At 49.6% G+C, this 12,956-nt stretch carries 12 protein-coding genes; 10 read left to right on the top strand and 2 right to left on the bottom strand.

The genetic code is table 11. The features are described from left to right. Positions 1–239 precede the first annotated feature (239 nt). From C4B57_00650 to C4B57_00625, 6 genes are all read left to right on the top strand, one after another. Complete coding sequence (locus tag C4B57_00650; protein PXF55995.1) at positions 240–1,691, top strand: menaquinone biosynthesis decarboxylase; 1,452 nt, start codon at positions 240–242, stop codon at positions 1,689–1,691. Further along, positions 1,688–2,272 (top strand): aromatic acid decarboxylase, encoded by a 585-nt coding sequence (locus C4B57_00645; protein ID PXF55994.1) that lies wholly within the window; start codon positions 1,688–1,690, stop codon positions 2,270–2,272. Before C4B57_00650 ends, C4B57_00645 begins: the two co-directional genes overlap by 4 nt. Before the next feature lie 73 nt (positions 2,273–2,345). Beyond that, entirely contained in the window at positions 2,346–3,209 is an 864-nt protein-coding gene (locus C4B57_00640; GenBank protein PXF56144.1) for a 4-hydroxybenzoate octaprenyltransferase, read from the top strand. 6 nt (positions 3,210–3,215) lie between these two features. Then, a complete protein-coding gene (locus tag C4B57_00635; GenBank protein PXF55993.1) occupies positions 3,216–4,010 on the top strand; it encodes a dihydroorotate dehydrogenase electron transfer subunit in 795 nt (264 codons plus the stop codon). Further along, entirely contained in the window at positions 4,007–4,924 is a 918-nt protein-coding gene (locus tag C4B57_00630) for a dihydroorotate dehydrogenase (protein PXF56143.1), read from the top strand. Before C4B57_00635 ends, C4B57_00630 begins: the two co-directional genes overlap by 4 nt. A 69-nt stretch (positions 4,925–4,993) precedes the next feature. After that, on the top strand, positions 4,994–5,182 hold the full coding sequence (locus C4B57_00625) for a hypothetical protein (protein PXF55992.1): 189 nt from the start codon (positions 4,994–4,996) through the stop codon (positions 5,180–5,182). Between the two features lie 307 nt (positions 5,183–5,489). Here C4B57_00625 and C4B57_00620 read toward each other — a convergent pair whose 3' ends face one another. Then, complete coding sequence (locus tag C4B57_00620) at positions 5,490–6,248, bottom strand: GTP cyclohydrolase I FolE2 (GenBank protein ID PXF56142.1); 759 nt, start codon at positions 6,246–6,248, stop codon at positions 5,490–5,492. Between the two features lie 17 nt (positions 6,249–6,265). Continuing rightward, positions 6,266–7,018: a carbon monoxide dehydrogenase gene (locus C4B57_00615; GenBank protein ID PXF55991.1), complete on the bottom strand. Its 753-nt coding sequence runs from the start codon at positions 7,016–7,018 to the stop codon at positions 6,266–6,268. 632 nt (positions 7,019–7,650) lie between these two features. On the opposite strand from C4B57_00615, the gene C4B57_00610 reads away from it, so the two are divergent. From C4B57_00610 to C4B57_00595, 4 genes are all read left to right on the top strand, one after another. Then, a complete protein-coding gene (locus tag C4B57_00610; protein PXF55990.1) occupies positions 7,651–9,834 on the top strand; it encodes a cell division protein FtsK in 2,184 nt (727 codons plus the stop codon). 4 nt (positions 9,835–9,838) lie between these two features. Then, positions 9,839–11,371 (top strand): Rne/Rng family ribonuclease, encoded by a 1,533-nt coding sequence (locus tag C4B57_00605; GenBank protein PXF55989.1) that lies wholly within the window; start codon positions 9,839–9,841, stop codon positions 11,369–11,371. Between the two features lie 129 nt (positions 11,372–11,500). Next, complete coding sequence (locus C4B57_00600) at positions 11,501–12,577, top strand: hypothetical protein (protein ID PXF55988.1); 1,077 nt, start codon at positions 11,501–11,503, stop codon at positions 12,575–12,577. Positions 12,578–12,663: 86 nt separating this feature from the next. Then, positions 12,664–12,849 (top strand): hypothetical protein, encoded by a 186-nt coding sequence (locus C4B57_00595; protein PXF55987.1) that lies wholly within the window; start codon positions 12,664–12,666, stop codon positions 12,847–12,849. Positions 12,850–12,956 lie beyond the last annotated feature (107 nt).

The raw sequence follows: 12,956 nt of genomic DNA, 5'->3' as shown, positions 1-12,956 counted from the left end.
AAAAAAAATTAGAAAAATTGAGGAGTTGACTCAAAAAATGGTTGCTCTATGAAAGAATCTTCAGACCAATGGCAGTAATTGTATGGCAAGCAGCCTACCCGGTGCTTGCTGCCTGTATCTTATATGAAATATCCAGAGATAGGAAGGATTTAACTTAACACGTCCAACAATTTCATGTATATATTCCCCCAACCGGCCCCTTTGATCGGATTAAATTTAGGGATTGAGGAACTTAAACCATGGCATATTGCGATCTTCAGGATTTTATCAGGAAGCTTGAAAAACATGGAGAACTTGCCAGGATCAAAGAGCCTGTGAGTCCGGTCCTTGAGATAACAGAGATCACTGACAGGGTCTGCAAACTGCTCGGCCCGGCGCTCCTCTTTGAAAATGTCCAGGGATTCGATATGCCTGTACTTATGAATACATTTGGATCCTATAAACGAATGTCCATGGCCCTGGAAGTTCCCAACCTCGATTCCCTTGGCGATGAAATCCTGGACTTTTTCGAAGCAGAGGCACCTGACACCCTTTTAAAAAAACTGAAGGTAATACCCAAGCTCAAACGCCTGAAAAACGCCTTTCCCAAAACTGTCCATAAGGCCCCCTGTCAAAAAATAGTCTTCAAAGGTGAGGAAGTTGACCTGACTCGCCTTCCGGTGCTTCACTGCTGGCCGGAGGACGGAGGCCCTTTCATAACCCTGCCCCTGGTCTTTACCCGCCATCCGGAGACCGGGATCAGAAACGTCGGCATGTACCGCATGCAGGTCTTTGACAAAAAAACAACGGGCATGCACTGGCACACCCACAAAGGCGGGGCCCACCATTACAGGGTCGCCGAACGCATGGGACAGCGCCTGGAAGTCGCCGTCGCCATAGGGCCTGACCCGGCCATGACCTATGCGGCGACCGCTCCGCTTCCCGACGACATGGACGAATGCGTTTTCGCAGGATTTCTGAGAGAAGAGCCGGTCGAACTCGTAAAATGCCTGACAGTGGACCTGGAGATCCCTGCCTCATCCCAGATAGTTCTTGAGGGATATGTCGAACCTGAAGAACGGCGGACTGAAGGCCCTTTTGGTGACCATACCGGATATTACTCCCTGGCTGACCAATACCCGGTCTTTCATGTAACCTGCATGACCCTGAGAAAAGACGCCGTCTATCCGGCCACCATTGTCGGTCAACCTCCGCAGGAAGACTGCTACATGGCAAAGGCCACGGAACGCCTCTTTCTTCCTATGATTAAAAGGACATTGCCTGAAATTGTGGACATGAATCTCCCTCTTGAGGGCGTATTCCACAACCTGGCCTTTGTATCCATTGATAAGCGCTATCCCGGCCATGCCCGCAAGGTAATGCATGCCCTCTGGGGTTTAGGCCAGATGATGTTCTGCAAGATAATCTTTATCTTTGACAGCGAGGTGGACATACAGGACCTCTCCCAGGTACTATGGCGCCTGGGCAACAACATAGACCCCAGAAGGGACATAGTCTTTGCGGACGGGCCTGTAGATGCACTTGATCATGCAGCACCACTTCCTCTTTATGGAAGCAAGATGGGTATAGACTGCACTAGAAAGTGGGCGGAAGAGGGATTTACAAGACAGTGGCCGGATGTGATAGAAATGGATACTGAAATCAAAAAAAAGGTCGACAAGCTGTGGTCAAAGCTGGGGCTGGAGATATGACAAAGGATGAAAACCGGGATCCTATTCTTTTTGCAATCACCGGGGCCAGCGGGTCTATCTACAGCCTTAAATTCATTGAAATCTTAAGAGACCTGGGCCAGGAGGTCCATCTCATCGTATCCAGGACAGGGGAACAGGTGTCCAAAATTGAGATCAAGGAAGACGGCTTTCAGGCCCTGATCCGGATGGCTCATATAGTTTACAGCTCTGACAACCTGGCTGCTGCCCCTGCCAGTGGTTCGGGCAGATGGAAAGCTATGGTAATCCTGCCCTGTACTATGGGGACCATGGCTTCCATAGCTCACGGATTCAGCCGAAACCTGATCCACAGGGCGGCTGACTGTTTTCTAAAGGAACGAAGACCCCTTATCCTGGTCCCCAGAGAGACCCCTCTGAATAGAATCCACCTGCAAAATATGCTGCTTGCAGAAATGGCCGGGGCTGTAATATATCCTGCAATGCCCAGTTTCTATCACCAGCCCGGGAATATAGACGAAATGGCATCATTCTTTGCCGGCAGGTTGGCAGAATTCATAGGACTCAGGGTGGACGGCCTGAAGAGATGGCAAGGTAAATTTTGAATGTTGAATTATTCATGTTTGATAACAGGATAGTCGCGTGCAATCACCAAATTATCAAATCACCAAATCACCAATTTCATTATCATCAATTTCAAAGGTCAGGATACTGCTTGAAATGATAAAATTCGAGCACACTATCTTTGCCCTGCCCTTTGCATACCTTGGGGCCTTTTTGGCTGCTGAAGGACCACCTGATCTGTGTACATCTCTGTGGATTCTTGCGGCTATGGTTGGGGCCAGGACGGCTGCGATGGGCTTCAACCGTATAGTTGACATCCCCTTTGATTCAAAAAATCCCCGTACAAAGGAGAGGGCCCTTCCCAGAGGGACTGTCAAGGCAAGGGATGCCTGGATCATGGTAATAGTTGCTTCGGGGATTTACTTCCTGTCAGCCTATGAACTGAATCGACTGGCATTCCTCCTCTCCCCGGCTTTCCTGGCTGTAGTGCTCAGCTACTCATATACAAAGAGATTCACCTCGCTGTGCCACCTCTTTCTGGGCCTGGCCCTGAGCCTGGCGCCTACGGCCGGATGGATCGCAGTAAAAGGAAGCATAGAACTACTTCCTTTGATCCTCAGCACAGGCGTACTTTTCTGGGTAGCGGGATTCGACGTGCTATACGGCTGCCTGGACTATGATTTTGACCGGAAACAAGGCCTGCATTCAATACCGGCAAAGTGGGGAATAAAGAAGGCCTTCCGGATTTCATGCCTCTTCCACCTGGTGGCCTTTATCGCCTTTATTTCAGTGGGCTTTCAGGCGCATCTCAACTGGATATATTATTCCGGCCTGCTGGCCACCTTTGCGCTCCTGGTAATGCAAAGACTGGTAGTGAACCCCAGTGACCTTTCCAGGATGAATATGGCCTTTTTCACCTTTAACGGGGCCATAAGCATAATTCTGTTTACTGCAACGGCCATTTCTCTTATCTGGTAAAGTCTGATGCCCAGGTTCGACATACCTGCCAGGATAATAGAACAGATACAGCTCGTTCACGGCATTTTCCTGCTTACGGTCAAGGCCCCTGCAATTCTGGAGTCAGCCAGCCCGGGACAGTTCTGCATGCTCGAGGTGAAATATCACAATAGCAGGGATCCTCTGCTTCGCCGTCCCCTTTCCATTTACAAAACCCTGGCAAACGGACGGATAAGCTTTCTTTACAAAGAAGTCGGCAAGGGTACCCGCCTGCTCTCAAAACGGTGCCCCGGAGAGATCGTCAGGATACTGGGGCCACTGGGACAGGGCTTCAGGCTGATCCGTGACCGTCCATGCATACTGGTAGGCGGAGGGCTCGGTATTGCCTCTCTGCTTCTTCTGGCAGAGAAGATTAAGCAATCCGGTAAACTCATCATCTTGCTCGGGGCCGGAAATGCTTCGGAAATCCCGACCATTGAAGACTTCTCAAGACTTACCCGAGATTTTCACATCGCAACCGAGGATGGAAGCCTTGGGCAAAAGGGAATGGTAACGGACCTGTTGGCTCAAACGCTCCAAAAAATCAAAGGAATGGCGCAGATCTATACCTGCGGCCCCTGGCCTATGATGAAGGCGGTCTATTATATGGCCCGCAATAAAAATATCCCCTGCCAGGTCTCACTGGAGGCCACTATGGCGTGCGGCATAGGGCTGTGCCTGGGCTGTGCCGTTCCGCGGTCCGATAGCCAGGGCTTTCTGCACGTATGCAGGGAAGGACCGGTATTTGATGCAGATCAAGTCAATTGGGAGTACAGCCAGTGATCAACAAATCACCGAATCTCTCAATCAAAATCGGTTCCCTGATACTCAAAAATCCGGTCTTACTCGCCTCAGGTACCTGTGGTTATGGAGCGGAATTAAGTGACCTTCTTGATTTGGACCGGTTAGGTGGAATTATAGTAAAAGGCATTTCCATCAGACCCCGTGCAGGGAACCCCCCTCCCCGCCTGATGGAGACGCCGTGCGGCCTTCTGAATTCCATAGGACTTGAAAACGTGGGAATAGACATCTTTCTCAGGGACAAGCTTCCATGGCTGAGGAATGTAAAGACCTCCCTGGTTGTCAATATCCTTGGAAACTCAGTTGAAGAATATGCTGAAATAGCAAAAAAGCTCGACGGAGCAGAAGGCGTCAATGCCATTGAAGTAAACATCTCATGTCCAAACGTAAAGACAGGAGGTATTGCATTCGGTACAGACCCTGAAGCAGCGGCAAATGTCACTCACGCAGTCAAGAAGACCACAGGCCTTCCTGTTATAATAAAGCTCTCACCAAATGTAACTGATATCACCGAAGTTGCCCGTAAGGTGGCCTCCGCAGGAGCAGACGCCATTTCTCTCATAAATACGCTGCTGGGTATGGCCATAGATATAAAGTCCAGACGTCCTGCCCTGGCAAACGTGTTTGGAGGACTCTCAGGCCCGGCGATCAAACCCATTGCCCTGCGCATGGTCTGGCAGGTAGTCCGGGCTGTGGACATCCCTGTAATAGGTATCGGTGGTATCAGCACCCCGGATGACGCACTTGAATTCCTGATGGCCGGCGCAAAGGCGGTTGAAATCGGAACGGCCACACTCATACGGCCAGACACCGCAGAGGACGTGCTGGCCGGCATCAGGGACTACATGAAGGCCAACAGCATACAGAATGTGGAGGATATGCGGCTGTCAGCATGAGAATTATTGTGATCGGCGTTGGGCTTTTACTATTTCTTGCAACGGCATTAAATTCCTTTTCAGAGAATTATGGCGGACGGCGAAAAACACCAACTTAAAAGAGAGGAAAATCTTATGGGGAAAAAAGAGCGACGCTCCGGAAAAGAACGAAGATCGGGGGTAGACCGCAGGAAGTTTAATGATCCGAATTACAAAGGACCTGAACGCAGAAGTGGTCGAGACAGGAGATCCGGAAAGGACAGAAGAAAATCTGCATAAAAGCCATGAGAACTATAGTAAATATTCTTATGAACCCGTGGTCCCAGTGAACGGTTGCCATCCGCGCCCTGCCGCAGGAGCGGTTTGCCTTTTGCAGGGTTTCGATCGCGGGCCGGATTGCACTGCCTCTCCGGTCCGCGATGAGTGAGCTTTGAAACCCGGAAAAAGGTAACCGCTTCAAGGCAGGATATAACGGGTTCATAAGAATATTTACGAACTATAAGGAGCGCCGGTAAAGGGTTGACGTGCTCCTGGGAAGGCCTGGCAGACTGTGCATATTATATTTTTTCGGCTCCTCAACATTTCCCTAAGTCGAGCAGGCATAGGCCGAGTGATTGTGGATGGATTCGAAATTTTCCGCTTCGACCGCAAACCATGTAACTCCGGGCAACACCTTAAGGCCCTGGCATACCGTCCTTACCACATCCTCAACAAACATCGGCCTGTCATAGGCCTTCTCCGTAACAAATTTCTCGTCAGGTCTCTTGAGTACTGAATAGACCTCTGAAGAAGACGCCTTTTCCACTTCTGCAATCAAGTCCTCAAGCCATAAAAAACGGTTGAACCTGACCCGCACTCTCACCTCTCCCCTCTGGTTGTGGGCGCCGTAGTCGGATATCTCTTTCGAGCACGGACATACGGTGGTAATAGGCACCCTGGCTACTAGCACCATATCAAGTCGATCAGTCATGGTCCCATGGAGGCCGCAGCCATATTCCACGAGTCCAGGGGTCCCGGTCACCGGCGCCTGCTTTTCTATGAAATAAGGAAAATCCACTTCAAGGTGGGCCTCCTGCGAGTCCAGACGGTTCTTCATCTCAGTGAGAATCTTGGCAAAGGTCTTTACATTAATTTCCCTTCGATATTCATTCAGGATCTCAACAAAACGACTCATGTGTGTCCCCTTGAACTGGTGGGGCAAATTCACATACATATTTATACTGGCTACTGTCTGTTGGGCACCTTTTACCTTGTCAAGGACAGTTATTGGGTACCGGATATTCTTTATGCCCACCCTGCGCAAAGGGATTTGCCGGTTGTCATGCATGTTCTGCACATCCGCAATGAGAGGAAACTTATTGATCATTTCATCCGCTCCAGAATGTTCAGGAGATCCCGGGCCGATTTACCAAACGTGGAATCGGCATTATAGATTGGCGCTCCTGTTCTTTCAGCCTCCCTGACCTCGTCTGAATCAGGAAAGACCCCTATGGGCTTAACTCCTGAGTGATCCTGTATGTAGTTCAGGTCTTCCAGGCCATGCACCTGATTGGCCACTATTCCAAGATGATTGATCTTCAAATCCTTTCCCAGGGCCAGTATTTTGCTCGCGGTCTCAAGGCTTCCTCTATATGGCTGAATTACTATCAAAAGATGATCTACGCTGGCAATAGTACCACGGCCCAGATGTTCAACCCCTGCTTCCATATCAATTACTATGTCCTCATTCGGGGAAAGCAGCAAGATGTTCAAGAGGGTCCTGAGCACTGCATTGTCAGCACATGCGCATCCCGCCCCTCCCTGTTGAATGGCCCCGAGCACCATGAGTTTGATGTTTCCTTTCTGTCTCATGAACCGCTCCGGGAGGTCGCTTACCTTTGGATTCAGGCGATAAAAAGGACCGTCTCTCTCGGATCTTTCCTGAATGAGATCCCGCATCTCAGCTATAGGACGGATTTCCTCTGCCTGCGGAAAGTCGAGAGCCCTCGCAAGATGTGGGCTCGGGTCTGCATCAATGGCGAGCACTTGCCTGTCTCTGTCTGCCAGGGCCTGAATGAGAAAGGCGGCGATGGCGGTTTTACCCGCGCCGCCTTTGCCGCTTACCGCTATTTTCACAGGATATTCTCCTATCGTAACCGTTCAAAGGTTCACAGTTCACCGTTCAGGGTTATCTTTCGGATACCACAAATCAATGGTCTGAGTTTTTGCTCAACACCGAACTTCTGAACCTTGAACCAGTGAATGGTTACAGATCTCTTTTTATGCTGCAACCAGAATATCACATTACTAAATGTCGGAAAAATCACCAAGTATATCGGTTAAATTATTCACTCTCCGGGCGGCACGGACTGCTTCCTGATAACCATAAGGACCGTAGGCCTTTCCGGCAAAATGTTATTATAGTATTATATATCCGAAAGTATTGAAACATCTATCTATACACAGCGTCATAAGTAATTGCCGATTTTTGCAATTGCTATTTCGCATAAGTATTTTGAATTACACATTAATTGTTGAAAGGGATCTATCAATTTTCGGCAGCTATGTCTGACGTCGTGTATANTATACACAGCGTCATAAGTAATTGCCGATTTTTGCAATTGCTATTTCGCATAAGTATTTTGAATTACACATTAATTGTTGAAAGGGATCTATCAATTTTCGGCAGCTATGTCTGACGTCGTGTATAATGTGGTGCGTATTCAATGAAACGCCCTTAGATTAAGACTTAAACAAGACCAATAAAAGTGTCCGGCAAAACCAAACCAAGGGTCAAAAATGATAATTCAGGCCAGAAAGGGGCCTTATTTCAAGAAATACTCGGGCTTTTTCTCCTGGCAGGTGCAATATTCGCCTGTGCTTCTTTATTGAGCTATTCCCCCGAGGACCCTTCTCTCAACCATTATGCACTCAGGGGTTTCAGCAACTGGATGGGGCCTGTGGGAGCCAATTTTGCAGCCTTTCTCATGGAAACGCTGGGGCTTGCTTCATGGTGGATACCGGTAATCCTCACAGCTATGGCATGGTCCCTGATCCGTTCAAAGAAAGATCGACTCCCTTCGTTTCCGTTGTTGATCTCCGGCTATACGGCCATGCTCCTGGCCACAAGTATGGCCTTTGCCCTGTGGTCTACGGCTGGTGAAGGCCCGGCTGTCATGTCCACTGCTGCAAGCGGGGGAATTGTAGGTCTCGGTCTTACCGGTTTTCTTATCAACTGGATTGGAAAATGGGGAACCATGTTGTCCGGAGCGGTCTTATTCATCACGGGCCTATTGGCTGCAACCCCCTTTTCCCTGGCAGGTATCTGGCCGGCTATCTCTTCAATCAGAATGCACGGTCTTTTTAAGCAGACCAAGGTTCGAAAGTCCGTCGGGCAAAATATGACACAGGCCTCAGCAAAAGACGCCGATCTTGAAAGCCCTGTACTGGATATCCCCAGAATTACCAATTCCCGTAGAAATTCAGACAAAAAGGAACAGGATATCAAGGGACAGGAACAATCAAGGTTTCAGATAACCCCTGTTACAGGAGAATTTTCTCTGCCACCCCTGACCTTACTGAACGACCCGCCGGAGGTAAATGAGGAAATAGACAGGAAGGCGTATCTCTCCAATGCACGGCTACTTGAGAAGAAGCTCCTGGACTTTGGGGTTGCCGGTAACGTTGTAGAGATATGCCCCGGACCGGTTATCACAATGTACGAATTTTCTCCTGCACCAGGTGTCAAGATCAACAAGGTGGCCTCCCTTGCCGATGACTTATCCCTGGCCCTCAGGACACACAGCGTCCGAATAGTTGCCCCCATTCCCGGCAAGGCAGTTATCGGTATCGAGATGGCAAATACAACCAGGCAGATAGTCTACTTAAAAGAGATCCTTGCGAGCGATGCCTTTCAAAAAAACAGAGGAAAACTCCTTCTGACTCTTGGGCAGGATATTGTGGGGCAGCCTGTGGTTACAGACCTTACCAAAATGCCGCATCTGCTGATTGCAGGTGCTACAGGTACCGGAAAGAGTGTGGGGCTTAACGCCATGATCTGCTCTCTTCTCTATGGCCATCACGCCGACATGCTGAGGTTCCTTATGATAGATCCCAAGAGGATAGAGCTTTCCCTCTACGACGGGATTCCTCATCTTTTGCATCCGGTTGTCAGCGAGCCCAAGGAGGCCACAAGGGCCCTAAGGTGGGCGGTGATAGAGATGGAATGCCGCTATCAGATCCTTGAAGAGGCCCAGGCAAGAAATCTCCAGGGATACAACAAAGCCGCCGAAGAACCTCTTCCCTATCTGGTAATCATCATAGACGAGCTGGCAGACCTGATGATAGTCTCTTCCAAGGAAGTGGAGTCGGCAATCACACGTCTTGCCCAGATGGCAAGGGCTGCGGGAATTCATCTCATCGTGGCCACCCAAAGGCCGTCAGTTGATGTACTTACAGGCCTTATAAAGGCAAATTTCCCTGCCAGGATCTCTTTCAAAGTCTCATCCAAGGTGGATTCCCGTACCATACTGGACATAATGGGAGCGGAAAGGCTCCTTGGAATGGGGGATATGCTTTTCCTGCCTCCCGGATCTTCCACATTGGAGCGCATCCACGGGGCCTATGTATCTGAAAAAGAAATAGTCCGGATAGTGGAATTCCTTAAGGCCCAGGGCGAGCCTGATTATGATCAGACAGTGATCGAGCCCATACCCGGAGAAGAGGATTCTGAAGCATCGGGCCCTGGCGGGGAATCGGTTGACGATAAGTATGACGAGGCAGTCGATATCGTCACACGGACCGGCCAGGCATCCATATCCATGCTCCAGCGCAGGCTGCGTGTGGGTTACAACCGGGCGGCCAGAATGATAGAGCAGATGGAGCATAACGGGGTGGTAAGCCCCACGGACAACATGGGACGCAGGCACGTCCTTGTCCGCAAGTATGAGTAGTTTCATGAATGCTGAACTCATCATCAACGTCGCCCCCTGGGAAACAAGAGTCGCCTTATTGGAGAACGGCTCTGTTGTGGAATTCTACATAGAACGGGTTGCCGAGCGGGGATATGTGGGAAATATCTACAAAGGACGTGTTGCAAGAGTCCTTCCCGGTATGCAGGCCGCCTTTGTAGACATTGGGCTTGAACGTACCGCTTTTTTATATGTGACGGATGTCTACGATCACCTTTCAGAGTTTGAATTGATGCTCGGGATGACAGAGTATGAAGAGAATTATATGGCACATTTAGACACTGAGGAAGAGCACTCACTGCATTACACCCCGCCTCCCTTCAGGATAGAGGACCTGCTTCACGAAGGTCAGGAAATCTTGGTCCAGGTAGCCAAGGACCCCATAGGTAGCAAGGGTGCCAGGGTCACTTCCCACATCTCGCTCCCCGGAAGACTCCTGGTGCTCATGCCGACCATGAACCACATGGGGATCTCTAGAAGGATCGAAGACGAGTCTGAGCGTAAACGTCTGAAAGAGATAATAAATTCACTGCGTCCGAATGGTTTCGGATTTATAGCGAGAACAGCATGTGAAGGCGCTACTGCGGAAAACATCCAGGCCGAGATGGAGTTCCTTCTTCACCTCTGGGCGGATATTCAAAAGAGGGCTGAATGCCTTCATGTCCCGAGCCTTGTTTATGAAGACCTGGATATCACCCTCAGGGCAGTACGGGACCTGTTCACCTGTGATGTGAAACGCCTTGTGGTTGACTCAAGTCCAGCCTATGAGCGTATTCTGGCCTTTATTGAGACCTTTGCTCTTCACCTCCGGCCAAGTGTTGAACTCTATAAGCAGTCCATGCCTATCTTCGATGCCTTCGGCATTGAAGTGGAATTGTCAAAAGCCCTTCGTAAAAAGGTCTGGCTGAAATCCGGCGGATACATACTCATAGAATCCACCGAGGCGCTCATAGCCATAGATGTCAACACCGGAAAATACGTGGGGAAACGCCACCTGGAAGACACTATTCTTAAGACAAACCTTGAGGCCGCCAAAGAAATAGCCTACCAGCTTCGCCTCAGAAACATGGGCGGTCTGATTATAATCGACTTTATAGACATGGAGAATGCCTCAAACAGGGAAGATGTGTTTAAAACCCTCAAAGAGGCTATTAAAAGGGACAGGACCAAGACCAACATCCTGCGCATGTCAGAGATCGGCCTTATCCAGATGACCAGAAAACGAAACAGGGAAAACCTGCACCATATACTTTGTGAGCCATGTTTTTACTGTGACGGGGCCGGCGAACTCAAATCCAAAAGGACCCTGTGCTACGAAATCTTCCGCCGGATACAGCGAGAGACAATACATAATGAAGGCACTGGCATACATGTCCTTGTCCATCCCAAGATAGGAGAGATGCTCTTCAAGGAAGAGGCGCACAATGTGGAACTATTGGAAAAGTCCCTTGAGAGGGAAATCACCATTATATCGAAACCTGAGCTCCACTTGGAGCAATATGAAATAAAATACCTGTGACAGACCTCGTTAAGTGGTTCAGTAGTTGATTAGTTAAATGGTTATTATTATATAACTTCTCAATAAGTTCGGGCAAATCATATTTTCCGATTCAACGACTCAACGACTCAACTATTTGACGATCTCTGTATGAGGAACAACATGGCCTTTGAACCTAATGCATTGCCGACACTGATCGGAAGTCTGCCCCTCTCCGACCACCAGGAGGCCACCAGGCTTATCCTGGAGTACATGCCTGAAATTCCGCTCTGGGCACAGCTTCCCGTGTACCCGGAGGAAAGGCTCCTTTCCCAGTTTACAGAGGGTCTTCCCGGAATACGGGGAGAGGGGGATTCGCTCTACTTTGACACAGAAGATCCGGCCTTTGAGCAGGAGTTTCTTTCCTTCTACGAGCAGTACCTGGAGGTCACTGAGGCGGGGCTCCCTCTGAAGCAATCCGTCTTTGCCTTTTCCGGCAAGACCGGACGCGGATTCAAGGCATTTCTTGAAGCGATCCCACGGGCCGGCTCCAAGCCCTTGGCCCTCAAAGGCCAGATCACCGGTCCGTTTACCATGCTGAGCGGTCTCAAGGACAAGTCCGGTCGCCTGGCCTTCTTCAATCCTCAACTCCGCGAAGTGGTAGTCAAGGCCATTGCCCTCAGGGCCAAGTACCAGGTAGAAGAGATGAAGGCCCTGGGCCATGAAGTAATCCTGTTCCTGGATGAGCCGGCGCTTGCCGGATTCGGGTCCTCCGCCATGGTCGGCGTCACAAAGGAAGATGTAATTTCCGACCTGACCGAGGTAATTGATACTGTGCAACAGGCAGGCGGTATCCCGGGTATCCACGTATGCGCAAACACGGACTGGTCCGTGATCCTGGAAACTCCGGTGGATATCCTGAGTTTCGATGCCTATGGCTTTTTCGACCGCATAGTCCTGTACAAAGAGCAACTGTCGGATTTCCTGAAAAAGGGAAAGACAATCGCCTGGGGCCTGGTCCCGACATTAAACGAAGAAGACCTTAAGAGTGAGGATGTCTCAAGTCTAAAGACCCTGTGGGACGGGCAGGTAAAACAGTTAGGCGCAGATCCCGATATGATAAAGAGGCAGGCGCTCATCACTCCAAGCTGCGGCACTGGGCTCCTGTCTCGTGAGCTTTCTCTCCGCGTCCTGATGCTTACAAGGGATCTTTCAAGGGCTATAAGGGGAACTACGACGTACAAATAAATGTCTATAAAGAGGTAATCTCGGGCTTTTTGAACGGAATCAGAAGATTTTTCACTTGACTTGGCAGGAGATAGCAAATAGTCTGTATGCAATCAATGCAATTGCATACAGACTATAGGGATGAGGTGAAGAGCATGGCTAAGACTGTAACTACACGTTTAGGCGACGAGTATGTCAGACAACTTGATGAAATGGCTGCGCGAAAAGGTGTTGACCGCTCAGCACTGTTGAGATCCTTTTTTCTCTGTGCCTTAAAAGAGCGTGTCCCGTAAATCATATCAGCCGAAGATTTCGATTCGGCCAAATTTTGGCCTTATGCCCCTCTGGACTTTCTGGAAATGCTGATTATTGAGATTCATTGTCATAAGAGCCTTATTCC

This window comes from Deltaproteobacteria bacterium, from assembly GCA_003194485.1.
Classification (GTDB): Bacteria; Desulfobacterota; Dissulfuribacteria; order Dissulfuribacterales; family UBA3076; genus UBA3076.
This window is presented reverse-complemented; position numbering and strand designations above follow the sequence as displayed.

Coding starts and splice junctions, on each gene's coding strand:
- C4B57_00645 (PXF55994.1), top strand. CDS start 1,688: ATGACAAAGGATGAAAACCGGGATCCTATTCTTTTTGCAATCACCGGG.
- C4B57_00635 (PXF55993.1), top strand. CDS start 3,216: ATGCCCAGGTTCGACATACCTGCCAGGATAATAGAACAGATACAGCTC.
- C4B57_00595 (PXF55987.1), top strand. CDS start 12,664: ATGCAATCAATGCAATTGCATACAGACTATAGGGATGAGGTGAAGAGC.
- C4B57_00600 (PXF55988.1), top strand. CDS start 11,501: ATGAGGAACAACATGGCCTTTGAACCTAATGCATTGCCGACACTGATC.
- C4B57_00625 (PXF55992.1), top strand. CDS start 4,994: ATGGCGGACGGCGAAAAACACCAACTTAAAAGAGAGGAAAATCTTATG.
- C4B57_00650 (PXF55995.1), top strand. CDS start 240: ATGGCATATTGCGATCTTCAGGATTTTATCAGGAAGCTTGAAAAACAT.
- C4B57_00605 (PXF55989.1), top strand. CDS start 9,839: ATGAATGCTGAACTCATCATCAACGTCGCCCCCTGGGAAACAAGAGTC.